Source organism: Pseudomonas sp. H3_D04 (genome assembly GCF_054669175.1).
The window spans coordinates 3878810-3902896 of the sequence record NZ_CP162801.1; the positions used below are offsets into that span (position 1 = coordinate 3878810).

At 61.4% G+C, this 24087-nt stretch carries 22 protein-coding genes; 8 read left to right on the plus strand and 14 right to left on the minus strand.

Going from position 1 to position 24087, the window contains the following annotated elements; all coding sequences use genetic code 11:
• The first annotated feature begins 557 nt into the window (after nucleotides 1-557).
• Nucleotides 558-809, plus strand: a complete 252-nt coding sequence (oprI, locus tag AB4N91_RS17810; protein WP_002553018.1) for an outer membrane lipoprotei OprI — start codon at nucleotides 558-560, stop codon at nucleotides 807-809.
• Between the two features lie 122 nt (nucleotides 810-931).
• Here oprI and AB4N91_RS17815 read toward each other — a convergent pair whose 3' ends face one another.
• From AB4N91_RS17815 to AB4N91_RS17825, 3 genes are all read right to left on the minus strand, one after another.
• Nucleotides 932-1903: a L,D-transpeptidase family protein gene (locus AB4N91_RS17815; protein WP_010461344.1), complete on the minus strand. Its 972-nt coding sequence runs from the start codon at nucleotides 1901-1903 to the stop codon at nucleotides 932-934.
• Between the two features lie 102 nt (nucleotides 1904-2005).
• The gene (locus tag AB4N91_RS17820; protein WP_003226812.1) at nucleotides 2006-2299 is read right to left on the minus strand and encodes a hypothetical protein; all 294 of its coding nucleotides are present in this window, start codon (nucleotides 2297-2299) and stop codon (nucleotides 2006-2008) included.
• A 56-nt stretch (nucleotides 2300-2355) separates the two neighbouring features.
• Entirely contained in the window at nucleotides 2356-2961 is a 606-nt protein-coding gene (locus tag AB4N91_RS17825) for an arylesterase (protein WP_010461351.1), read from the minus strand.
• 10 nt (nucleotides 2962-2971) lie between these two features.
• Between AB4N91_RS17825 and AB4N91_RS17830 the strand changes: the two genes are divergently transcribed.
• From AB4N91_RS17830 to greB, 3 genes are read left to right on the plus strand one after another with little or no spacing between them, the layout of a single operon-like run.
• The gene (locus AB4N91_RS17830) at nucleotides 2972-3655 is read left to right on the plus strand and encodes an ABC transporter ATP-binding protein (RefSeq protein ID WP_010461353.1); all 684 of its coding nucleotides are present in this window, start codon (nucleotides 2972-2974) and stop codon (nucleotides 3653-3655) included.
• Nucleotides 3655-6159, plus strand: a complete 2505-nt coding sequence (locus AB4N91_RS17835) for an ABC transporter permease (RefSeq protein ID WP_460111402.1) — start codon at nucleotides 3655-3657, stop codon at nucleotides 6157-6159. Before AB4N91_RS17830 ends, AB4N91_RS17835 begins: the two co-directional genes overlap by 1 nt.
• 34 nt (nucleotides 6160-6193) lie before the next feature.
• A complete protein-coding gene (gene greB, locus AB4N91_RS17840) occupies nucleotides 6194-6691 on the plus strand; it encodes a transcription elongation factor GreB (RefSeq protein ID WP_007943614.1) in 498 nt (165 codons plus the stop codon).
• A 4-nt stretch (nucleotides 6692-6695) separates the two neighbouring features.
• On the opposite strand, the gene AB4N91_RS17845 is transcribed toward greB, so the two are convergent.
• The 3 genes from AB4N91_RS17845 to AB4N91_RS17855 form a co-directional block, all read right to left on the minus strand.
• A complete protein-coding gene (locus tag AB4N91_RS17845) occupies nucleotides 6696-7004 on the minus strand; it encodes a hypothetical protein (protein ID WP_010461613.1) in 309 nt (102 codons plus the stop codon).
• Between the two features lie 247 nt (nucleotides 7005-7251).
• Complete coding sequence (locus AB4N91_RS17850) at nucleotides 7252-7686, minus strand: DoxX family protein (protein WP_010461615.1); 435 nt, start codon at nucleotides 7684-7686, stop codon at nucleotides 7252-7254.
• 103 nt (nucleotides 7687-7789) lie between these two features.
• Nucleotides 7790-9211 carry an MltF family protein gene (locus tag AB4N91_RS17855; RefSeq protein WP_460111405.1) on the minus strand — a complete coding sequence of 474 codons (1422 nt, stop codon included), beginning with the start codon at nucleotides 9209-9211 and terminating at the stop codon, nucleotides 7790-7792.
• A gap of 235 nt (nucleotides 9212-9446) precedes the next feature.
• Here AB4N91_RS17855 and AB4N91_RS17860 point away from each other — a divergent pair, with 235 nt between their 5' ends.
• From AB4N91_RS17860 to AB4N91_RS17870, 3 genes are all read left to right on the plus strand, one after another.
• On the plus strand, nucleotides 9447-10256 hold the full coding sequence (locus AB4N91_RS17860; RefSeq protein ID WP_083374710.1) for a TatD family hydrolase: 810 nt from the start codon (nucleotides 9447-9449) through the stop codon (nucleotides 10254-10256).
• A gap of 206 nt (nucleotides 10257-10462) precedes the next feature.
• On the plus strand, nucleotides 10463-11944 hold the full coding sequence (locus AB4N91_RS17865; protein WP_172792449.1) for a methyl-accepting chemotaxis protein: 1482 nt from the start codon (nucleotides 10463-10465) through the stop codon (nucleotides 11942-11944).
• A gap of 209 nt (nucleotides 11945-12153) precedes the next feature.
• Complete coding sequence (locus AB4N91_RS17870; RefSeq protein WP_010461619.1) at nucleotides 12154-12519, plus strand: terminase; 366 nt, start codon at nucleotides 12154-12156, stop codon at nucleotides 12517-12519.
• On the opposite strand, the gene AB4N91_RS17875 is transcribed toward AB4N91_RS17870, so the two are convergent.
• The 3 genes from AB4N91_RS17875 to AB4N91_RS17885 all read right to left on the minus strand — a co-directional run bounded on the left by AB4N91_RS17875 (nucleotide 12520) and on the right by AB4N91_RS17885 (nucleotide 14641).
• Nucleotides 12520-13317 carry an acyl-CoA thioesterase gene (locus tag AB4N91_RS17875; protein ID WP_427701011.1) on the minus strand — a complete coding sequence of 266 codons (798 nt, stop codon included), beginning with the start codon at nucleotides 13315-13317 and terminating at the stop codon, nucleotides 12520-12522. It lies immediately after the preceding gene.
• 232 nt (nucleotides 13318-13549) lie between these two features.
• Nucleotides 13550-14317: a CHAD domain-containing protein gene (locus AB4N91_RS17880; protein ID WP_010461622.1), complete on the minus strand. Its 768-nt coding sequence runs from the start codon at nucleotides 14315-14317 to the stop codon at nucleotides 13550-13552.
• A 45-nt stretch (nucleotides 14318-14362) separates the two neighbouring features.
• Entirely contained in the window at nucleotides 14363-14641 is a 279-nt protein-coding gene (locus tag AB4N91_RS17885) for a hypothetical protein (RefSeq protein WP_010461623.1), read from the minus strand.
• Between the two features lie 223 nt (nucleotides 14642-14864).
• Here AB4N91_RS17885 and AB4N91_RS17890 point away from each other — a divergent pair, with 223 nt between their 5' ends.
• Nucleotides 14865-15905, plus strand: coding sequence for a patatin-like phospholipase family protein (locus AB4N91_RS17890; RefSeq protein WP_010461624.1), 1041 nt, complete (start codon nucleotides 14865-14867; stop codon nucleotides 15903-15905).
• A gap of 138 nt (nucleotides 15906-16043) precedes the next feature.
• On the opposite strand, the gene AB4N91_RS17895 is transcribed toward AB4N91_RS17890, so the two are convergent.
• The 5 genes from AB4N91_RS17895 to kdpA all read right to left on the minus strand — a co-directional run bounded on the left by AB4N91_RS17895 (nucleotide 16044) and on the right by kdpA (nucleotide 24083).
• Nucleotides 16044-16742, minus strand: coding sequence for a response regulator (locus AB4N91_RS17895; RefSeq protein WP_172792626.1), 699 nt, complete (start codon nucleotides 16740-16742; stop codon nucleotides 16044-16046).
• Between the two features lie 36 nt (nucleotides 16743-16778).
• Nucleotides 16779-19430: a DUF4118 domain-containing protein gene (locus AB4N91_RS17900; protein WP_460111410.1), complete on the minus strand. Its 2652-nt coding sequence runs from the start codon at nucleotides 19428-19430 to the stop codon at nucleotides 16779-16781.
• A 139-nt stretch (nucleotides 19431-19569) separates the two neighbouring features.
• Nucleotides 19570-20115 carry a potassium-transporting ATPase subunit KdpC gene (gene kdpC / locus AB4N91_RS17905; protein ID WP_221108786.1) on the minus strand — a complete coding sequence of 182 codons (546 nt, stop codon included), beginning with the start codon at nucleotides 20113-20115 and terminating at the stop codon, nucleotides 19570-19572.
• Nucleotides 20116-20320: 205 nt separating this feature from the next.
• Nucleotides 20321-22378 (minus strand): potassium-transporting ATPase subunit KdpB, encoded by a 2058-nt coding sequence (gene kdpB / locus AB4N91_RS17910; RefSeq protein WP_154913293.1) that lies wholly within the window; start codon nucleotides 22376-22378, stop codon nucleotides 20321-20323.
• Between the two features lie 10 nt (nucleotides 22379-22388).
• Nucleotides 22389-24083 (minus strand): potassium-transporting ATPase subunit KdpA, encoded by a 1695-nt coding sequence (gene kdpA, locus AB4N91_RS17915; RefSeq protein WP_154913291.1) that lies wholly within the window; start codon nucleotides 24081-24083, stop codon nucleotides 22389-22391.
• Between the last annotated feature and the right edge of the window lie 4 nt (nucleotides 24084-24087).

Genomic DNA, 24087 nt, shown 5'->3' on the forward strand with positions numbered 1-24087 from the left:
TGAATGGACACCGAGAAGAGCGGCACCGATCTCGCACAACCGAGCACGTATCAAATAGTAGGCACCATTGGCAGAAATGCTCAAGGTACGCTCGTCATCGCGCTCAGTGGCGGGTGCTGCTCCGGGTGACGCAGGGACGGCTCGACCGGAGATATCTGCGGGTCGATAGCCTGAACATTGCCGGATGTTGAGACTTAAGACGAACGCGCGCTCTTAAAGTCACCATCAAGATGGATAAAGATTATGAGAGCCACGGCGCAAAATCCGAACAAAAGTATGGACGAATCCATATAGACAGACTTTAGCCAAGAATGAGAAAAACAGCGGTGAGTGCACGGAACTTTTTTAGGCGGCTCGCTCATCTCGGGCCTCCTGGCTGGATATTTTTTAAACAACGCAGTTAAAAGTTGCTCGAAAAAGAATCAACGCCTACAATTTTTTTTGCTTCTTGCTACACGTCAGTTTACTTACTAGAAGTAATGGGTAGTATGTACGCCGGCTATTTCCTCACTCTGAGGAGACAGCTACTTAATAGAAAGTCCTTGAAGGGGAACACGATGAACAACGTTCTGAAATTCTCTGCTCTGGCTCTGGCCGCAGTTCTGGCTACCGGTTGCAGCAGCGTATCGAAAGAAACCGAAGCACGTCTGACTGCTACTGAAGACGCAGCAGCTCGCTCCCAGGCTCGTGCAGACGAAGCTTACCGTAAAGCTGATGAAGCTCTGGCTGCTGCTCAAAAAGCACAACAGACTGCTGACGAAGCTAACGAGCGTGCTCTGCGCATGCTGGACAAAGCTAGCCGCAAGTAATAATCCTTCGGGGTTGTTATCAAGCCGACCCATTTTTGGGTCGGCTTTTTTTTGCCCGGTGTTTCCTGCCGGCCATAAAAAACCCGCCGACGCGGCCTGCGTCGGCGGGTTCTTTTCAAGCCTTACTGCAGCGGATCGATCGGCGCACTCGTCACCATCGACGTAGAAGCGTTCGGCACTGCGATTTCAACCGGCAAGCCATCTTCAGCGGCAACCACGTCACGCACCACATCCCAATTCATGCGCAGGTTGTTGGTGATGTCCTCGCGCTTGAGCATCGCGTTGATCACCGCGGTGTGCTTGTCGACCACCGACGGGTTGCCGTTGTCGTCCAGCGGGGTGTGCGCTTCCAGATACACCTTGCCCCCACTGACGCCAAACTTGTAAGGGTCGTTGATGATGCGCACCGACGTCCCGACCGGCACCATGCCCGCCATTTCGAGCACGTTGTTGTTGAACATGCGGAAGCAGCCGTGGCTGGTGCGCATGCCGATGCCGAACTTTTTGTTAGACCCGTGGATCAGGTAGCCCGGCGTGCCCAAGGTGAATTTGAACGGCCCCAGTGGATTGTCCGGGCCTGCCGGCACGACGTTCGGCAGCGGATCGCCATCAGCGGCGTGCTCGGCCTTGATCGACGCTGGAGGGGTCCAGGTCGGATTCGGCGTCTTGGCGATGATGCTGGTATGGGCAATCGGCGAGCCCCAGCCTTCACGGCCGATACCCAGCGGGAAGGTGTACACCACGTTCCGGCCTTTCGGGAAGTAGTAGAGGCGGTACTCGGCCAGGTTGATGACGATGCCTTCGCGCGGACCCGGTGGCAGGATGAAACGCGTCGGCAGGACGATCTCGGTGCCAGCGCCCGGCAACCATGCATCGACGCCGGGGTTGGCCGCGACCATTTCCGAATAGCCCAGATCGTAAGTGGTGCCGAGGTCGGCGAAGGTGTCTTCGTACTTGGCCTTGATCACTTGTACCTGACCGATGATGTCTTCACCGGGCGGTGGCAGGGGCAGCTCCAATGCGGCTACGGGGCCCGCCACACAAAGGGCGGCAAGAGACAGGCAGCGGGTGACGGCAGGAAAACGCGGCAACATCCGGAAAATCCTTCGCATGATCGACAAGGGTATAAAAACGCGATTGTACACTGGCATCTGGAAAATCGGGGAGTTGACCGATAGCAAGCAATCTATCGGTTTCTAAAGCTCGAAACGCAGTTCCGGCCAGATCGGCGAGGTGCCGCGCTTCTGCGATTCGAGAATGGCCCGGCACAGTGAACACAGGCGCTGGTCCTGGAACACCCGGCGGTCGACACTCGACCAGCGCGGTTGCGCGGGCAGCAGACTGCCGCACAAGGTTCGATCGGCCGAGCCGCCCAGCTCCAGCTGACGGGTCACCAGATGCACCCGCACTTCCTGGCAGGCGAACAGATCCAGCTGTTCGTCAGGCTCGATCAGTTGGTAGGCAAAAAGGGACCAGGCAGGACGCGGCATCGGGGGCTCCAAATCGGGGGCGCCACCTTAGCCGAAACACCGCCGCTAGAAAAGCGTCAAAGCAGCGGTTTCAGTGTCGGCCAGACATTTTCCAGCAACTTGTCCTGAGCGCCCGCAGCCGGGTGCAATCCGTCGGCCTGCATCAAGTCCGGATGACCACCCACGCCGTCGAGAAAAAACGGTACCAGCGGGATGTTTTTCTCTTCGGCCAGTGCGCTGTAGACCTTCGCAAAAGCCTCGGTATAACGAACTCCGTAGTTGGGTGGCAACTGCATGCCGAGCAAAAGCACCTTGGCGCCACTGTCTCTGGAGCTGTCGATCATCGACGCAAGGTTTTGTTGCAAATTAGCTGGGGGCATTCCGCGCAGGCCATCGTTGCCGCCCAATTCGAGGATCACCAACTCAGGCTTATGCTCTGCAAGCAGCGCAGGCAGGCGCGCCTGGCCTCCGGCACTGGTGTCGCCGCTGATGGAGGCATTGACCACCTTATCGTCGAAACCTTCGCGCTTGAGCCGTTGCTCAAGCAGCGACACCCACCCCAAGCGGGTATCCAGGCCGAAACCGGCGCTGATACTATCGCCAACGATCAGGACAGTACCCGCCGCTGCGTTCTGGGCCATGCACATCAAGGCCAGGCCAGCACTCAAAAACCACACACGCATCGGATTCTCCATGGGCGCAAGCATTCTCACCGCGAAGAACCTCAGCAAAGTGGTTCCCAGCGCGGAAGGTGAACTGACTATCCTGCACGAACTCAGCCTGGAACTGAACAAGGGCGACAGCCTGGCCATCGTTGGCGCCTCCGGTTCCGGCAAATCCACTCTCCTGGGCCTGCTCGCCGGCCTCGATCTGCCGAGCAGCGGTGAAGTCACCCTCGCCGGCCAGAGCCTGAGTAATCTCGATGAAGACCAACGGGCGCGCATTCGGGCCGAGCATGTGGGTTTTGTGTTTCAGTCGTTTCAACTGCTGGACAGCCTGAACGCACTGGAAAACGTCATGCTGCCGCTGGAGCTCGACGGCCGCAAAGATGCCCGCGAACGTGCCACTCAATTGCTCCAGCGCGTTGGCCTGGGCCAGCGTCTGACCCACTCACCCCGCCAGCTCTCCGGCGGCGAGCAGCAGCGCGTTGCGATTGCCCGTGCGTTTGCCGCAGAACCCGATGTGCTGTTCGCCGATGAGCCCACCGGTAACCTCGACAGCCACACCGGCGAGCGCATCAGCGACTTGCTGTTCGAACTCAACCAGGAACGCGGCACGACCCTGGTGCTGGTGACCCACGACGAACGCCTGGCACATCGCTGCCGGCGCCTGATCCGCCTTGAAGCCGGCCTGCTGGTCGCCCCTCTGGAGCCTTGATGGCACGCCTGCCGCTGTTGCGCCTGTTCAGCCTTGCCATCCGCCAACTCCTGCGCGACGCCCGCGCCGGGGAGTTGCGCGTGTTGTTCTTCGCCCTGGTGGTTGCCGTGGCGGCGAGTACCGCCATCGGTTACTTCGGTGCCCGCCTGAACGGCGCCATGATGTTGCGCGCCACCGAATTTCTCGGCGCCGACCTGTTGCTTGAAGGCAGTTCTCCCGCGCGTCCGGAACAGATCAAAAGTGGCACGGAACTGGGACTCGAACACGCTCAAGTAGTGGAGTTCTCCAGTGTCATCGCCACCGACAACGGCATCCAGCTGTCCAGCATCAAGGCCGCCGACGACGTTTATCCGCTACGCGGCGAACTGAAAAGCGCCCCGGCGCCCTTCGCCCCGGAAGAAGCCGGTGGCGGCCCCAAACCCGGCGAAGCCTGGGTCGAAGCGCGACTGCTGACCGCGCTCGACCTGAAGATCGGCGACAGCATCGATGTCGGTCTGCGCACTCTGAAACTGGCCCGCGTCCTGACTTACGAACCGGACCGTGCCGGCAATTTCTACAGCCTCACGCCACGGGTGCTGATCAACCTCAGCGACCTCGCCGCAACCGGCGTGGTGCAACCCGGCAGCCGGGTCAGTTACCGCGAACTCTGGCGCGGTAAAGCCGAGGCACTGGAAACCTACCGTCAACTGATCAAACCCGGCCTGGCTGCCAACCAGCGCATCCAGGATGCTCGCGACGGCAACCGACAGATCGGCGGTGCGCTGGGCAAGGCCGAGCGTTACCTGAACATGGCCAGCCTGGTGGCGGTTCTGCTGTCCGGCGTGGCGGTGGCGCTGTCGGCAACACGCTTCGCCACTCGCCGATTCGACGCCAGTGCCTTGCTGCGTTGCCTGGGTCTGTCGCGTCGGGAAACCATGGTGTTGTTCAGTTTGCAGCTGACGGTACTTGGCCTGCTCGCCAGCCTCGGCGGCGCGCTCCTCGGCTGGCTTGCACAGCTTGGATTGTTCGCGTTGCTGCATGATTTGTTGCCAACCGACGTACCTCCGGGCGGTCTGTTTCCTGCCATCGCCGGGATCGGCACCGGGCTGGTAGCCTTGGCCGGTTTTGCCCTGCCGCCACTGGCTGCTCTCGGTCGAGTTCCGCCGCTGCGGGTGCTGCGTCGAGACATGCTGCCAATTCCTTCCAGCACCTGGATGGTCTATGGCGCTGCGCTGGGCGCCCTCGGCCTGATCATGTGGCGCCTGAGCCTCGACCTGGTGCTGACCTTCGCCCTGCTCGGCGGCGGCGTGATCGCGGCGGTCATACTCGGCGGGTTGCTGTTGCTGCTACTCAAAAGCTTGCGTCGGATGCTGGCACGCGCTTCATTGCCCTGGCGCCTCGGGCTAGGCCAACTGCTGCGTCATCCGCTGGCGGCTGCGGGACAAGCCTTGGCCTTCGGTTTGATCCTGTTGTCGATGGCGCTGATCGCTTTGTTGCGTGGCGAGTTACTGGACACCTGGCAGAACCAGTTACCGAAAAACGCACCGAACTATTTCGCCCTGAACATCCTGCCCGCCGACAAACAGACCTTCACCGATCGACTGATCGAGCTGTCAGCCCAATCGGCGCCGCTGTACCCGGTGGTGCCGGGACGACTGATCAGCATCAACGGCGAGCCAGTACAGGAAATCGTCAGCAAGGATTCGGCGGGTGACCGGGCTATCCAGCGCGACCTGAGCCTGACCTGGGCCGCGGACCTTCCGGCGGGCAACAAACTCACAGCGGGCAACTGGTGGAGCGAACAGCCAGCCGATGACGTTCCTGGCGTGTCGGTGGAAGGCAAGGTCGCCGAAAGCCTGAAGCTCAAGCTTGGCGATCACATGGTTTTTACCGTCGGCGGAGCCAATCGCGAAGCGAAAGTCACCAGTCTGCGGGAGATCAACTGGGACAACTTCCAGCCGAACTTTTTCATGATCTTCCAGCCTGGCACGTTGAAGGATTTGCCGGCGACCTACCTGACCAGTTTCTATCTGGCGGCGGGTCACGACCAGCAGATTGTCGACCTGTCCAGGGCCTTCCCGGCGGTCACCATCCTGCAAGTCGAAGCCTTGCTGGAGCAGCTGCGCAGCATCCTCGCCCAAGTCACCTTGGCCGTGGAATACGTGCTGCTGTTTGTATTGGCGGCGGGGATGGCGGTGTTGTTCTCGGGCTTGCAGGCGACCCTCGATGAGCGCATTCGCCAAGGCGCGCTGCTGCGAGCACTGGGGGCCGAACGGCAATTGCTGGTCAAGGCGCGGCGGATCGAGTTCGGTTTGCTCGGCGCGGTCAGTGGCCTGTTGGCGGCGTTGGGGTCAGAACTGGTGAGCCTGGTGCTTTATCGCTACGCCTTCGACCTGCCGTGGCATCCCCATCCGTGGCTGTTGGTGTTGCCGTTGATTGGCGCAGTGTTGATCGGCGGCGCCGGTGTATTCGGTACCCGTCGCGCGCTGAACGCCAGCCCCCTGACAGTGTTGCGCGAGGGTTGATAGACTCAAGACTCTCCCCTCACAAGAAGTTGCCATGAGCCGTTATCGCCCTCCCCGCCCCGCAGGCACCGCGCTGATCACCCCGGAAGGTGAAGCGCGGATGCGGGCCGAGTTTCATGAGCTCTGGCATGTCCGTCGGCCTCAGGTGACGCAATCGGTCAGCGAGGCAGCGGCACAGGGCGATCGTTCGGAAAATGCCGAGTACACCTACGGCAAAAAGATGCTGCGCGAAATCGACAGTCGCGTGCGCTTTCTCACCAAGCGTCTCGAAGCACTGAAGGTTGTCAGCGAGAAGCCAAGCGACCCGAACAAGGTCTACTTCGGCGCCTGGGTCACCATCGAAGATGAAGACGGCAAAGAGTCACGCTATCGTATTGTCGGGCCGGATGAGCTGGACTTGAAACTGGGCCTGATCAGCATCGACTCGCCGCTCGCCCGCGCGTTGATCGGCAAGGCGCTGGACGCCGAGGTTCGGGTCCAGACACCCACCGGTGAACAGTGCGTGTATATCGTGGCGATCGAGTATCTCTAAAGCTTCAGCGCCGCGTGATCAAACCTTGCCGGGCAACCCGGGTCAGCTGCCTGATCACCTCTGGTGCCTCTTCGACGCTGGGCGATTGAATCACCGCCAGATCAAAACTGTCGCTGGCAAATCGCGCCAGTGATTCACCGTCTTCGACAAACTGGATCAGGAACGCGGCAGGGCCGCCGGTACGACGTGGCCAGCCATCGAGATAACGCAGGAGCGTCGGCTGATGTTTTCCGCCAAGCAGGATTTTTGGGTTGCGCTGGGTGAGGTGTGCCGTGATCGGCGCGGGGCGTACAACGGGGCTTAGTGCATTCATTGGGTCGTGTCTCTGCCTCAAAAGTCTGCATGGCAGGTGAGAGGCAACACCGAACCAGCGCTTTAGCGGTATTTCGAAGCCTGTTACTAGCTTCTATCGGCAACTGGATGAGTTACCTGGCGCCCCGCAAGTAGCTGTTTAAATCGGCGCATGAGCAGCATCCTAGAGAAGCTGACCGGACAGTGTCAAGAATGACGCGCAACAAAAAGGCCCGCGCAATGCGGGCCTTTTCGTTGAGCCAGAGCGGTCAGTCAGCGATCGCGCGGTCTACCGACAGTTTGCCAGCACCCTCGATCAGTACCGCGATGCTGCCGCCGAGCAAGGCCAGGGCGAATTCATAACCGTTGTTGGTCATGAACAGGCCGTGGCTGATGTGCACGGTAAAAATGGCGACCAGCGAAAGGAAGGTCAGCCCCAGTGCTGCCGGACGTACCAGCAGACCTATGATCAGGGCCAGACCGCCGAAGAACTCGGTACCACCGGACAGGATCGCCATCAGGTGACCCGGTGCCAGACCCAGACTTTCCATGTACTGCGCGGTGCCGGCTATGCCGTAGCCACCGAACATGCCGAAGAGTTTCTGCGCACCGTGAGCAGCAAAGATGATGCCGACGAAGATTCGCAGAACGGTCAAGCCGTAGCCAGCGCGGGTAAACAGTACCTTGTTGATCAGTGTGCTCATGCTGTGTCATCCATAGTGATTGTGTGTTGGTTGGCCGTCATACTAATCGATAAAACAAATGTTAAAAGCGCAATATTTGCGACATAACAATCAGTTTAGCCGATCATTTCCGTGAGGCAACTTTCTGCCCCTGGGGCTCCAACGATTCCCTCTCACGATCGAACGCCAGGTAATACTTGTTCACGCTATTAACATAGCTGACGGCACCCATTCCCACCTGCTCCATTGCAATGCGCTCGACCTGGAAGAACCACTGATTGGGATTCAGGCCTCGGCGCCGGGCTTCGGCGCGCATGCCCTGCACCCGTTCCGGCCCCATGTTGTAAGCCGCCAGCACAAACGCCATGCGCTCGCGTTCGTTGAGTTTGGGGCTTGCGAAGAACTTGCGTCGGATCATTGCCAGGTACTTGGCCCCGGCCTGCACATTGGCGTCGAGGTTCTGAATGTTGTTGACCCCGACGCGCTGGGCGGCGGACGGGGTGATCTGCATCAGGCCGGTGGGGCCGCTGCCGCTTCGGGCGTTGGGTTGCAGGGCAGACTCCTTAAAAGCCAATGCTGCCAGGTTCAGCCAGTCCATGCCCTGGGCATCTGCGTGCTTTTGCAGCACCGGGCGAAGTTTTTCCAGACGCTGCCGATCAGCCTTGGCCAATGGATAGTGCACTTGATACAGACGTCGATAGATGCGCAGGAACGCCGCATCCTGGTCCGACGGCTTCTTGTAGGTCGTCAGGAAGCGATCGATGCTCGCGCGCAGCATCGAAGCGTCGCGTCGCACGAACCAGAACTCTTCACCCGGATCGCTGATCGACACCTGCTTATCGAGACGTAGTTTGGGCAGGATCTTGCCCCAGCGCTCGGCAATCGGCTGCTCGACGATGGTCAGGTGAAAGATCCCGCCCTGGACCATTTCCAGAACGTCTTCGACCGCCAGACTGGGGTCGACCCATTCGATTTTCATCGGTGCCAGTTTGTGCAGCGCCAGCTTTGAATTGATCTGACTGACTGCATCCCCGGCCGCGCTGCCGGTGGGCAGCGCCAGGGTCTTACCCGAGAGTTGTTCGACGCGGGTGTAACGGCGCTCACCCTTGATGCCCACCAGCACCAACGGGATGTTGCTGGCAATCGGTTCACTGCTGCTGACCGCATGGCCCGGTTGCAAATCGAGCAGTTCCCCCGGCGCCACCAGGTCGCCCTCCCCGCGTTGCAAGGCACCGAGCAGTTGGTCCTTGCCTTTGGGAATGATCTTGAGGGTTACTTCCTGCCCGTCACGGGCGTGACCGTTGAGGTATTGCTCGAAGGCGCGCAGGCGGTGGTATTCGACGCCGATGGCCTGGCCCTGGACTTCACCGGAACTGTTGCGGCTCTGGTTGACCAGCACCCGCAGCACACGACTGCTGCGAATCTCCGCCAGGTCACGGACCTTGGCCGCCGGCACGGCTTGCAGCGGGCCGGCCAGACGCGCAACCGCCGGCATCGGCAGCAGCAACGAACAGCACAGCAGTAGCAACATCGAGGGACGTGTCATCCACTCTCCGGAAAGAATACTGGGCCGACCTCATGAGTTTTCATGAAATCGAACGACAGAAACAGAGCGCCTTGAGCGCTGACAAAGTGCAAAAGACTGGCACAGTGATGGCACCCTGGCCACCCCTGCGTGTCTCGCGGCATCAAGAGACAGCCTTAACTCGTTGTAGTTCTTGGCTTTTCTTATAAATCTACAGCTCTGATATGCTTTCCGGCCTTTGGTCCGAGGTAGCACCATGCAACTCATCGATATCGGCGTCAACCTGACCAATCCCAGTTTTGCGGATAAGCACCAGGCCGTACTCGATCGCGCGTATGCCGCGGGGGTCTGCCAATTGGTCCTGACCGGCACCAGTGTCGAAGGCAGCGAACAGGCGCTGGAGCTGTGCCGGCAGCTGGACGAAACGGCTCAGCGACTGTTCGCCACCGCAGGCATTCACCCTCATTCGGCCAGCGACTGGAACGCCGACAGCGACCAGCGCCTGCGCAGTTTGCTCAAGGAACCCAACGTGGTAGCCGTGGGTGAATGCGGGCTGGATTTCAATCGCGATTTCTCGCCGCGTCCCCAGCAGGAAAAAGTCCTCGAAGAGCACCTGGCGATGGCGGTCGAGCTGCAATTGCCAGTGTTCCTTCATGAGCGCGATGCCAGTCAGCGACTGCTCGAAATTCTCCGTGATTACCGCGATCAGCTGCCGGCGGCGGTGGTGCATTGCTTCACCGGGGAAAAGAAGGCGCTGTTCAGCTACCTCGATCTGGATTTGCACATCGGCATCACCGGCTGGATCTGCGACGAGCGCCGGGGCACGCATCTGCATCCGTTGGTGAAAGAGATCAAGCGCGGGCGCTTGATGCTGGAGAGCGATGCGCCGTATCTGTTGCCACGCAGCTTGCGACCCAAGCCGAAGAACGGTCGCAATGAACCGGCATATTTGACTGAAGTGCTGCGGGAAGTGGCGTTGCATCGGGGGGAAGCGGAAGAGGATCTGGCCGCCCACACCACCGCCTGCGCTCGCGCGTTCTACGGCCTGCCATCAATCCCCCGGTAACCACAAATCCCCCTGTAGGAGCGAGCCTGCTCGCGATGGCGTCGGCACATCCAACATTAATGTGACTGACAGGGCGCTATCGCGAGCAGGCTCGCTCCTACAGGGGGGGTTGCTGATCGTTGATCCACATCAAGTCCGGAATCCCTGCATAGCGGCACAATGCTGGCACCTTGCCAATGCTGTTTCCGCTATCAGAGAAGACCTCCATGGGTGCCTGGCTTAGCAACATCTCACTGAAGTACAAATTCTGGGCGGTCAATGCGGTCGCCTTCTTCACCACCCTCTTGCTGGTGCTGTACGCCGTGCAGCTCGAACAACAGGCCCGCAGCCACGCCTCTCAAGTGTCGGCTCAGGCGCAGGCTCGCTTGCTCAATGCCTGGCCTGCCGGACAACCGCTGCCCAAGGCCGATAACCTGCTGACCTACAGTCGCGGGCAGGCGCCGTTGCTGAACGAGCAGCCGGTGCTGGAACTGGCCGATGCCAGGGGCTGGGTCAAGATCAATTCAATGCCGCTGTTCGGCGACAACCCGTTGATGGGCGCCGAGGTGTTCTCCCGCCCCGACGGTCAGCAGATCGCGGTGATCGCCCATGGCCCGAGCCTCAGCCAGGTGTTTGGCGAACGCTTCGCCAATTACGCGGTGGCGGTGTTCATCCTGATGCTGGCGATGCTGGCCGCTTCGCAACTATTGATCCGCTTCCTGCTGAGCCAACTCAACACCTTGAAAGATGTGATGCTCCACGTCGAGAAAACCGGCGACCTGTCAGCCCGTGTGCCGCTCGCCTGCAAGGACGAGGTCGGGCAGATGGCCAATGCCTTCAACGCGATGCAGGCCGGATACCAGCGAGTAGTCAACACCGTTGCCAGCACTGCCCGGCAACTGGATGTCGGCGCGGCACGACTGGCCTCAAGCATGAACGAGGTGCGTCACGGCATGCTCGGCCAGCAAAGCGAAACCGATCAGGCCGCCACGGCGATCAACGAAATGACCGCCACTGTCTATCACATCGCCCAGCATGCCGGCGCGACCCGCGACCTCTCGCAAACCGCCGATACCTTGGCCGGTAGCGGGCAGGAAGTGGTCAGCCGGGTACAGAAATCCATCGCCGGTTTGTCCAGCGGCGTGCAGCAGACGGCCGAGATGATCCAGCGCCTGGCCGAGGACAGTCAGAAAATCAACGGCGTGGTCGGCGTGATTCACAGCATTGCCGAGCAGACCAATCTGCTGGCCCTGAATGCGGCGATCGAAGCGGCCCGCGCCGGCGACATGGGCCGTGGCTTTGCGGTGGTCGCCGATGAAGTGCGTAACCTGGCCAAGCGCGTGCAAACCTCGACCGACGAGATCACGATCATGGTCTCCGCGCTGCAGGCCGGGACTCGGGACGCGGTGGACTTCATGCAGGAAAGCTCATTCAAGGCTGACGACTGCGTGCAACAGGCCCAAGAGGCTGGTGTCGCGCTGGCACAAATCACCAGCGCGGTGGCACAGATGCGCGAAAGCAATACCCAGATTGCGGTGGCGGCCGAGCAGCAGAGTCAGGTCGCGGAAGAAATGAACCGGGCGGTGGTGAGTATTCGGGACGTGACTGAGAACACCGTGCAGCAAACGGTGGATTCCGCGACGACCAGTAATGATTTGGCAGCGTTGGCTGGGGAGTTGAACAAGGCGATCGGGCAGCTCAAGCTGTAAGGCCTCTTCGCGGGCAAGCCTCGCGCCTACAAGGGTTGGCGATGCTTTTGGTGTTGCAGGAGCGAGGCTTGCCCGCGAAGGCGTCAGACCGGTCACAATCAATCCCGACCATGGCCGCTATCACTTCGATAGCCAACCTTGATTCGCCGCCCGCAGTGGCCAAGCCTATTCTTCAATCATGTGTTCAACATGGATCGAGGATTAGCATCATGGGCAAACGTCACCCCAACCTACCCGCCTGGCAATGGCGCGCCTACCCGGGCAATCACCAGCACCCGACCAATCTGGTGTTGCACCTGATTGCCGTGCCGCTATTCATCGTGGCGTTTTTGCTGATTGTTTCCGGGGTGTTCGGCCTGAACTTCGTGAACTTCGCCATCGGTGTCATTGGCGTGATCGCTGCATTAGGCTTGCAGCGCCACGGCCACAGCCTGGAGACGCAAGCCTCCGAGCCGTTCAGTGATCGTAAGGATGCGCTATCGCGCTTGCTGGTCGAGCAGTTCCTGACCTTTCCACGGTTTTTCCTCAGCGGCGGCTGGTGGCGCGCCTGGCGTGAGCGCCACCGTCGTCATTGATCAGGCGAAAATCGTCACCGTCTGCCGGCTCATGGCGATCAACTGACCGTCCGCGCTCCACAGTTTCGCGGCCGCGTGACCGTAGCCATCAGCGCCATGCTCGATTTCCACCAGGTATTTGCACCAGTCCAGCGTACTCAACTCGAGCAACGGCTGGACGAATTCTATGGTCCAGGTCAGCGTGCTGCCCATCGCGGGTTTGCTCAGGTGTGGCAACAGGGCCGGTGGCCAGGCGTCCACCAGCGCCAGAATATGCGACTCGCCGAGCGCCTGTTCCTTCACGTCCCCACGCAAACGCACCCAGCCGCCCATATCGCGGGATTTGTTGCCGGTGAACGGCAGACCGCCGACACTCCAGCGCATCGCCAGATGCTGCATGAATTCCGGTAGTACGCCTTTGATATAAGGCAGTTCCTGGCAATCGTCCCAGTGCTTCATTTCAGGTGCCGGCTCGGCCGCGACCGCCACTTCGGAAGGTCGCGAGGCACCGAAGCTGCCCTGGATCAACGTCACCACTTGCCCCTTTTGCATCGCCCGGCCCAGCACCTGGCTGACGGCTTTGCCTTCGCGCAACACATCGACCTCAAAACTGACCGGCACTTCGGGTTCGACTGGCCCGACAAAGGTGATCGCCAGCGAACGCACCGGCCGATCCGCCGGGACTTTTGCGCGCATGGCTTCGTATTGCAACGCGGCCACCAGGCCACCGAAACTGGCACGCCCCTGAGCCCATCCGGCCGGAATAGACAGCGCCAGCGGCTGGCTGCGGACGGCGTCGAGCAGATCGGAAAAGCGCATGGAAACCTCAGTGCGGAAAAAGGATGGAGAGATCTTAACCAGCCAGCGCAGGCGGCACAGCGCTTATTCCGGCCAAAAGCACTGACAGATGAGCCGTGCCTGTCCCTGGTTCAACACCCAAGCCACTGTGGGAGCGAGCCTGCTCGCGAAAGCGGTCTGTCAGCCAGCCTTGATGCCGACTGATACACCGCTTTCGCGAGCAGGCTCGCTCCCACATTTGATCGGGGTGGTTTCAGGATTTGAAGCAGGCGTCGCTGAGTTTGTCGAGAACGCGGTCGGCGCGTTCCTCGGCCTTGGCCATGGTGGTTTTCCAGACGGCGACACACGGGTGCAGATCAGGCTCTTGTTCAGCCCTGGCCAGCCATTGAAAACAGTCATGCCACTCACCCAGGGCACCTTGTGCCGACTTCAAACGTGGCATCGCCGCGTCGGGCAATCGGTCAAGTTCGGGGTAGGCGTCGATGCCATAGCGCACGCGCTTGATCAACAGACGCAAGCGATGACGATCATGGGCAGGATCGTGCAGGGCCTGATCGAGTTTCTTCCATTGCTTGGCGAGGCGCTTTTCGATGCGTTTGCGCAGGCCCTTGAGCAGGCCCTGACGCTGGGAAGCACGGAGGAAACGCGGAAACGCGTCGAGAATCATCAGTAACTGCGTGACCTCGGGGCTTGTCGCCACCGCCGGATACGCCTTGGCCATCTGCGCCATACGTCGTTGCGCAGCCTCGGGTTGACCGTTCTTGAGCAGGTAGGCCGCCAGCACCTCGCGATCACGCAACGGCGTGGTCAACTCGCCAACCCGGGACGACGCCGCCTCCAGTTGCTCGACGCCAGGCAGCCCGCGCAACGGTCGCAACAGACTGCGCAGCCGGCGAACCGTGGTACGCAGCTCGTGCAACGCTTCCGGGTCGGTGCGCGCACTCAGGCGCGCCTGGCAAGCCAGCAGACGAACTTCCAGACTCAGTACTTGAGCCACCAACCGATCAACCAAGGCCGACATCGCTTGCTCCCTGAATCGAATGTCCACTATTCCCTACATCATGCCTCAACGGCCGGCACGTGACTCACGAATATAGAAGCGGGCCTTCTCGGCTTTCTTGGTGCAGCCTTCGAAGCCTTCGAATTGCTGCTGGGTCTTGGCCGCCGTCAACAGCGACAGGGCCTTGGAGTAGCTGACGGTGCCGGCGAACCCCTCGGCCTTGGCCAGGTCCAGTTCATGCCACGCCGCATCGAGTCCACTACCGCAGCTGTCACGATAAGCGGTTTTGCCGGCACAACCGGCAAGCGCCAGGGCAATCAATGGCACGCAAATCCAGGCTTTCATCACTCACACCTCAACATTAGGTAAACAGTCGTGCTGGTAAGACGGTCTGGCACGTGAAAAGTGCCTTGGCCCCGCCGCGCAAACGTCAAGTGTGCGTGAGAATACCCATGCGCCGCCATGGAGTGTCGAAAAAACGACGCCCTTGGCCCACCGAGCGACCTTAGCGATTGAAGCGCGCCCCGTGATGGGTGCATTGTTGAACCTTGTCAGACGAGGGCGATTCATGAAAAAGCGTGTCGCACTGGTGCTGGGCTCAGGCGGGGCCCGGGGCTATGCCCATATCGGTGTCATTGAAGAAATCGAACGGCGCGGCTACGACATCGCCTGCATCGCAGGATGCTCGATGGGCGCCGTGGTCGGCGGGATCTATGCCGCCGGCAAACTTGACGATTATCGCGACTGGATCGAAAGCCTGGACTACCTAGACGTCTTGCGTCTGGTAGACGTCAGTTTTCGTCTGGGCGCGATTCGCGGGGAGAAAGTGTTCGGGCAGATCCGCAAGATCGTCGGCGAGATCAACATCGAAGACCTGCGCATCCCTTACACGGCGGTGGCCACGGACCTGACCAACCAGCAGGAAATCTGGTTCCAGGAAGGCTGCCTGCACCAGGCCATGCGCGCCTCGGCAGCGATTCCGAGCCTGTTCACACCCGTGATGCAGGGCAATCGCATGCTGGTGGACGGCGGCATTCTCAACCCTTTGCCGATCGTGCCCGTGGTGTCGAGCCATTGCGACCTGATCATTGCGGTCAACCTCAACTCCACCAACCAGCGACACTATAAACTGCCGGTGATTCAGCGTCCGCCCGCGTTCAAGACGCGGTTCGACAGCCTGATCAATTCCCTGGGTTCAAAAATGCCGTTCCGCCGCAAGCAGGCCGAACAATTGCTGCTGCTGGAAAAGGAAGCGTTGATGGCCGAAGCGGCCGACATCAACCCCTGGATCGAATCCGCCGAACCCGAAGCCCAGCAACCGGCAGCCGCCCCCGAACGCGAAGGTGCACCGAAATCCGCCACAGGTTCGTTCATCATCGACAACGTGGGCCCGGCGTCGTTGCTGGACCTGATCAACCAGAGTTTCGAGGTGATGCAGACGTCGTTGGCGCAGTACAAGATCGCCGGGTATCCGCCGGACATCCTGATCAACGTGCCGAAACGGGTGTGCCGGTTTTTCGAGTTTTACAAGGCGCCGGAGTTGATCGCGCTGGGGCGGGAGATTGCGCGGGATACGCTGGATAGATACGAGAATGAGCGGGATGCCTGAAGCTTTCGGATGACGGTGGCCTCTTCGCGGGCAAGCCTCGCTCCTACAGGACTTGAGTCGTTCGCGAGCTTTGTGAACGACTCAAGCCCTGTAGGAGCGAGGCTTGCCCGCGAAGACAATAGACCGGACACCAAAAAGCTAAAGACTTCCCTCACTCAACAACCGATAACCAACCCCCGCTTCGGTAACGATAAAGCGTGGCTGAGTCGGATCATCCGCCAGCTTCTGGCGCAGATGCCCCACCACAATCCGTAAATAATGACTGTCCTCGGTATGGGTCGGCCCCCAGATATCTTTCAGCAGTTGCTGCTGGGTGATCACCCGCCCGGGATGCCGGGCCAGTTGCGCCAGCACCGCATACTCTTTGCGGGTCAGCGCGACTTCGGTGCCATCGAGCAGCACCCGGCGATAGGCCAGGTCCACGGTCAGCGGGCCAAACGTCAGCGCCGCTTGCTGAGCCTCGCCAACGGGGGCCTGACGCAATAACGCACGCACCCGGGCGAGGAATTCCTGGATACCGAACGGCTTGGTCACGTAATCGTTGGCACCGCCATCGAGCGCTTCCACCTTTTGCCCTTCGCTGGCACGCACCGAAAGCACCAGCACCGGCGCCGTCGACCATTCGCGAAACTCGCGCAGCACTTGCTGGCCGTCCATGTCCGGCAGGCCGAGATCGAGCACCAGCAAGTCGGGTTTGTTCAACGCCGCCTGGGCCAGCCCTTCGTTGCCATTGCCGGCCTCCAGTACCTTGTAACCCTGAGAAGCGAGGCTGATGCGCAGGAATTTGCGGATTTGCGGTTCGTCGTCGATGACCAAAATGGTCGCGGTCTGGCTCATGGTTTCTGATCGTGGCATGGAGATGTCCAAAGGGTATCAGGCTTCACTTTCAAGGCCCGGCTGTTCCTGCAATGGCAAGTGCAGTGTGATGCAGGTGCCGCGCCCTTCAATGCCGTCCGCGACGCTGATCCGACCGCCATGCGCGCCGACCATGCCCTGACAGATCGCCAACCCCAGGCCGGTGCCCTGCCCGCCCCGATCACCACGCGCAGCGGTGTAGAACATGTCGAAAATCTTCGCCCGCTCTTCCTCCGGAATCCCTGGCCCCTCGTCGCTGACCGAGAAAAACAGCTCGCTGTCATCGGCGCCGGCGCGTAATTGCAGACGGCCGTGAGGCGGAGAAAAACGCGCGGCGTTTTCCAGCACGTTGACCAGCGCCTGCTCGATCAACGCGGCATGCACATACAGCAGCGGCAATTCGGCCGGCACTTCGGTGCTGACCTGCAACGGCGCCAGTACCGCGCGCAGACGATTGAGCGAACTGCCGACAATATCGGCCGGCGACACCCAGTCCCGCGCCAGCTTCAACGCACCGTGACCGAGGCGGGTCATGTCCAGCAGGTTTTGAATGTAACGGTCGAGGCGCTCGGCTTCATCGCGGGTGCCTTCAAGCAGTTCGCGGCGATCCTCCAGCGGGATGGCTTCACCGAGGGCCAGCAGACTGTCGATGCTGCCGCGCATGGAGGTCAGCGGCGTGCGCAAATCGTGGGACACCGACGCCAGCAAGGCGCTGCGCAACTGCTCGGTTTCGCCGTGCAGGCGCGCCGCTTCCAGGTCTTCGGCCAGTTGCGCGCGAGCCAAGGCCTGGGCCAGCGGTTGACTCAACGCCGTCAACAAACGCCGACGCTGACCGCTCAAGGTCTGGCCTTCTTTGGCGCACACACCGAGCAGCGCCAACGGTCCGTCTTCCACCGACAACGGCCACCACCACCAACGCCCGAACGGCAGCGTGCCGGTGCCTGCGCCCGCCGGCTGGTCGTGTTGCCAGGCCCAATCGGCGGCAGCGCGCTCGGCTTCGGAAAACTCCAGCGGGCCGCCGGTCTCGACCTTCCAGCCACCCTGGCCGTCGCGGTTGAGCAGGCACAGTTGCAGATCGCTCCAGCCATTGAGGTGCTGGGCCGCAGCGCTGACCACGGCCTGGCGGTCGGTGGCGGCGGTGAGTTTGCGCGACAGGTCGAGCAGTTCGGTGGTCTCTTCCTGGGTGTCGCGCAATGCTTGCAATTGCCGCCGTTGCCGCGCCGCGAGGTTGCCGGTGAGGGCCGCCATCAGCAGGAAGAACAGCAAAGTCAGCACGTCTTCTTCGCGCTGGATGGCGAACGAAAAATTCGGCGGGATAAACAGAAAGTCATAGGTCAGAAACGACAGCGCCGCACAAGCCAGCGCCGGGCCCAGGCTGCTGCGCACCGCCACCAGCAACACGGCGGCGAGGAACACCAGCGATATATTCGGCAGCGGCAAGACGCTCGCCACGGCCCAGGCCAAAGCAGTGGCCAGCACCGTCGCCACGACCGCCAGCGCGTAGTCGAACCACACCAGCGAATGCGCCGAACGCTGACGCGGCTGATGCTGTTCGTGATCACTGTCGAGGACGTTGATTTCCAGCCCCCGCGCATCACGCAGCAAGCGTGATGCCAGACCGCCGCCGAACAAGCGCCGACGCAAACGCTGGCGCGATTGACCGACCAGCACCAGGCTGGCACGGCGTTCGGCAGCGTGCTGGATCAATGTTTTTGCGACTTCACCGGCGCGCAGTAACACCACTTCGCCGCCCAGTCGCTCGGCCAGTTGCTGGGCACTTTGCAGGCGCAGGCGCGATTGTTCGTCGCGCACGCTGCCGTTGTCCACGTGCACCAGGCTCCACGGCAGATGCCGACGCTGGGCGACGCGGCTGGCGTGGCGCACCAGGCGTTCGGCCTGAGCATCGCCATCGACGCCGACCAACAATCGACCGCGCACCGCTGGCGCGGCCTGGCCAAGTTGTCGATATCCCTGGGCCAGGTCATCGTCCACCTGCGCAGCGGCGGTTTGCATTGCCAGTTCGCGCAGGGCGGTGAGGTTGGTCTGGGTGAAGAAGGCGTCGATGGCCGCCCGCGCCTGCTCCGGCACGTAGACCTTGCCTTCACGCAGACGCTCAAGCAGTTCGCGTGGCGGCAGGTCGATCAGCAGCAGTTCGTAGGCTTCTTGCAGCACCCAGTCCGGCAGGGTTTCGCGAACCTGCACGCCGGTGATCCCGCGCACTTGATCATTGAGGCTTTCTAGGTGCTGAACGTTGACCGTGGTGAACACGTCGATGCCGGCGGCGAGCAATTCCTGGATGTCTTGCCAGCGCTTGGCGTGACGGCTGCCAGGGGCGTTGGTGTGGGCCAGTTCGTCCACAAGCACCAATTTCGGCTTGGCCGCGAGCAGACCGTCGAGGTCCATTTCTTCGAGCGTGACGCCTCGGTATTCCAAGCGCACCAAGGGCTGCTGCGGCAAGCCGCCGAGCAGCGCTTCGGTCTCGGCGCGGCCGTGGGTTTCAACCACGCCGGCGATGACTTTCACGCCCTGGCGCAATTGGGTGTGGGCCGCTTGCAGCATGGCGTAGGTCTTGCCGACACCGGGTGCGGCGCCGAGGAAAACCTTGAGCCGGCCACGGCCATCGCGGGGCAGGTCTGCTAACAGCGCGTCGGCGCGGCCGGAGTCACTCATTTGTCATTGCCTTATCTTGATTGATCGTTCCCACGCTCCGCGTGGGAATACAGCTCGGGACGCTCCGCGTCCCCTTCAGAGCCGAACGCGGAGCGTCCGTTGATGCATTCCCACGCAGAGCGTGGGAACGCATCATCTTCTACAGGTTTTCCAGCGCGATGTTTAGCGCCAACACATTCACCACCGGCGGCCCCACCAGTGGCTGCTCAATGTGCGCATTCATCAATTGCTGAAGCGTAGACACCGGCAAATTACGCGCCGCCGCAACACGCGCCAGTTGATAGGCAATCGCCGCCGGTGGCAAGTGGGGATCGAGGCCGCTGCCGGAGGTAGTGAGCATGGCCAACGGTACTGGCCCCTGACCGGGCACCAGCTGTTTGCTGGCATCGTCGATCACCCGAGTCGCGAGCGCCGGATTGCTCGGAGAAAGGTTGCTGGCGCTGCTCGACACGGTGGCAAACGCACCCGCCGATGGCCGTGGATGAAACCAGGCATCGCCAACGAAATCCTGGGCAATCAGCGAAGAACCACGGACCTTGCCGCCGGCGTCACGCACCAGGCTGCCATTGGCTTGATCCGGGAACGCGACCTGGGCGACGCCGGTGACGACCAAGGGGTAAGCGACGCCGGTGATCAGGGTCATCAGCACGAGCAAGCTCAGGGCCGGACGTATCATTGTGGACATTTCAAAATCCTCGAATTCAAAGAACATTCATCAGGCACACACGTCACTTGTGGCGAGGGAGCCTACTCCCGCTCGACTGCGAAGCAGTCGTCAACCCGACAAATGCGGTGTACCTGAACAAACACGGTGTCTGGGATGAGGCCGCTTCGCAGCCCAGCGGGAGCAAGCGCCCTCGCCACAAAAACCCCACCACAGCTCCCGACCGTCAAACCAGGTGCAACGCCGTCAGCAGCATGTCGATCGCCTTGATCCCCGCGAACGGCACCACAATCCCGCCCAATCCGTAGACCAGCAGATTGCGTCGCAGCAACGCCGCCGCGCTCGCGGCCTGCACTCGAACCCCACGCAGCGCCAGTGGAATCAGCACCACAATGATCAAGGCGTTGAACACGATCGCCGAGAGAATCGCGCTCTGCGGACTGGCCAGGTGCATGACGTTCAGCACGCCCAATTGCGGGTAAATCGAGGCGAACAGCGCCGGCAGGATCGCGAAGTATTTGGCCACGTCGTTGGCGATGGAAAACGTCGTCAGCGCACCGCGGGTCACCAGCAATTCCTTACCGATCTGCACCACGTCCAGCAGCTTGGTCGGGTCGCTGTCGAGATCGACCATGTTCGCCGCCTCGCGCGCTGCTTGCGTACCGTCGTTCATCGCCATGCCGACGTCAGCCTGGGCCAAAGCCGGGGCATCGTTGGCGCCGTCGCCGCACATGGCAACCAGGCGACCGTCGTTCTGTTCGTGGCGAATGCGCGCCAGTTTTTTCTCTGGCGTAGCCTCGGCCAGCACGTCATCGACGCCCGCTTCGGCAGCAATGGCAGCGGCGGTCAGGGGGTTGTCGCCGGTCACCATGACCGTGCGGATGCCCAGTTTGCGCAGCTCGGCAAAACGCTCGCGGATGCCGGGCTTGACCACGTCCTTGAGGTGGATCACACCGAGCAATTTGCCGTCGGCGCAGACCAGTAACGGGGTACCGCCGCTTTGAGCGATCTTGTCGATTTCACGGGACAGCGGCGCGGCCAGGTCGGCGCGTTTCACACCGACGAAGGCCAGCAATGAATCCACCGCGCCTTTGCGATATACACGCCCCTGATAGTCGACACCGGACAGACGGGTTTCCGCGCTGAATGGCACGGCCGTCAGCAACTCGGCGGCGGGCTCAGGTTGTGGCTGAGTGCCGCGCAGGTACTCGACGATGGACTTACCTTCAGCCGTGTCATCGGCCAGCGAGGCAAACAATGCGCCCTCCGCCAGTTCACGGGCGGTGACGCCCGGCGCCGGATGCACTGCGGTGCAGCGACGGTTACCGAACGTGATGGTGCCGGTCTTGTCCAGCATCAGGACGTGAACGTCCCCCGCCGCTTCCACGGCGCGACCGGATTTGGCGATCACGTTCAGGCGCACCAGACGGTCCATCCCGGCAATACCGATGGCGGACAACAAACCGCCAATGGTGGTCGGAATCAACGTGACCAATAACGCCACCAGGAACACCAGCGGCAGGCTGCCGTTGGCGAAGTGGGCGAACGGTTGCAGGGTGACGACTACCAGCAGGAAGATCAGGGTCAGGCCGATCAGCAGGATGTCGAGCGCGACTTCGTTCGGGGTTTTCTGGCGTTTGGCGCCTTCGACCAGGGCGATCATGCGGTCCAGTGTCGACTCGCCGGGGTTGGCGGTAATCTTCACCAGCAGCCAGTCAGAGACCAGGCGAGTGTTGCCGGTGACAGCCGAACGGTCGCCCCCGGACTCACGAATCACTGGCGCGGATTCGCCGGTGATCGCCGCTTCGTTGACGGCGGCAATACCTTCAATGACCTCGCCGTCACCGGGGATCATTTCCCCGGCTTCAACGCGCACCACATCGTCCTTGCGCAGGCTGGTGGCCGGTACCACTTGAAAAGTGCCGTTACTGGTTTTACGGCGGGCGCTCAAGCCTTCGCTGCCGGCCTTGAGGCTGTCGGCGCGGGCCTTGCCGCGACCTTCGGCCAAGGCTTCGGCGAAGTTGGCGAAGAGCACGGTGAACCACAGCCACAGGGCGATTTGCGCAGCGACGAAGGTCGGCACGGCACTGTCGGGAATGAAGCACAGCACGGTGGTCAGGATCGCGGTCAGTTCAACCACCAGCATCACCGGTGCACGCTGCAATTGCCGTGGGTCGAGCTTGACGAAGGCTTGCACCAGCGCCGGGCGCCAGAGGGCCGAGATCGCGGTTTTTGGCTGTTCCGTCGCCTTGACGGCCGCCGGTTTGTTTACAGGCATATTCATCATTGACTCCTTAGAAGCCCATGCTCAGGTGTTCAGCGATAGGACCCAGCGCCAACGCCGGCAGGAAGGTCAAACCACCCACCAACAAGATGGTCACGGTCAGCAGGATCACAAACATCGGACCATGGGTCGGAAAGCTGTTCTGGCCGATTGGTGCGGTTTTCTTCATCGCCAGGCTGCCGGCCAACGCCAGTACCGGGAGGATGTAACCGAAGCGACCGATCAACATGCCCAGTCCCAGCATCAGGTTGTGGAACGCGGTGTTGGCACCGAAGCCGCCGAAGGCCGAACCGTTGTTGGCACCGGCCGAGGTGTAGGCGTACAGCAACTGGCTGAAGCCGTGGGCACCGGGGTTGCTCACCGCAGCGACCGGACCGGGCAGGCTAGCGGCAATCGCGCCAAGCACCAGCACGCCGAGCGGCATCACCAGCAAGGTCACAACCAGCAACTGGACTTCCTTCGCCTGGAGTTTCTTGCCCAGGTATTCCGGGGTACGACCGATCATCAGGCCGGCGAGGAACACCGCGATCAACACGTTGAGCAACATGCCGTAAAGCCCCGCGCCGACGCCGCCGAAGATCACTTCGCCGACCATCATGTTGACCAATGCGACCATGCCGCTCAGCGGGTTGAGGCTGTCGTGCATGCCGTTGACCGAGCCGTTGGACGCTGCGGTGGTGGTCACCGACCACAGCACCGTGGCGGTGGTGCCGAAGCGCGCTTCCTTGCCTTCCAGCGGCGCGGTCTGTTCGACGGCGACGTTGTTCAGGGTCGGGTTGGGTTGGTATTCAGCCCACAACGAAGTCGCGCCGCCGATCAGGAACAGCGCCAGCATGCAGGCGATGATCGCGCGGCTCTGACGCAGGTCTTTGACGTAGTGGCCGAAGGTGAACACCAGGGCAGCCGGGATCAGAATGATCGAGCCAACTTCGAACAGGTTGCTCCACGCTGTCGGGTTCTCGAACGGGTGCGCCGAGTTGACGCCGAAGAAGCCACCGCCGTTGGTGCCCAGTTGCTTGATCGCAATCTGGCTGGCGGCCGGACCGAGCGGAATCACCTGATCGACGCCTTGCATGGTCACGGCATTCACGTACTGCGCGAAGGTTTGCGGCACGCCCTGCCAGACCAGGTACAGCGCCAGCAGCAGGCACAGCGGCAACAGGCCGTAGAGGGTGGCGCGGGTCATGTCGACCCAGAAGTTGCCCAGGGTCTTGCTCGACTTGCGACCAATACCGCGGCACAGCGCAACCAATACCGCCAGGCCGGTGGCGGCGCTGACGAAGTTCTGCACGGTGAGGCCGACCATCTGACTCAGGTAGCTCAGGGTCGCTTCGCCGCTGTAGGACTGCCAGTTGGTATTGGTCATGAAGCTGACGGCGGTGTTGAACGCTTGCGTCCACTCCTGACCCGGCAGGTTTTGCGGGTTCAACGGCAAGTGATCCTGGAACAATAGGATCGCGAACAACAGCAAAAAGCCCGCGAGGTTGAAGGCGAGCAAGGCCAAGGTGTATTTCTGCCAGCTCTGTTCGGCCTGCGGATCAACGCCGGCCACCCGATAACAACCACGTTCGACCGGTCCGAGGATCGGCGAAAGCCAGGTGCGCTGGCCTTCCATGACCTTGTAGTAGAACCGCCCAAGGAACGGTGCCGGGATCAGCACCACGGCAAAGAAGGCCAGGATCAGCCAATAGTCATAACTGTGCATAGCC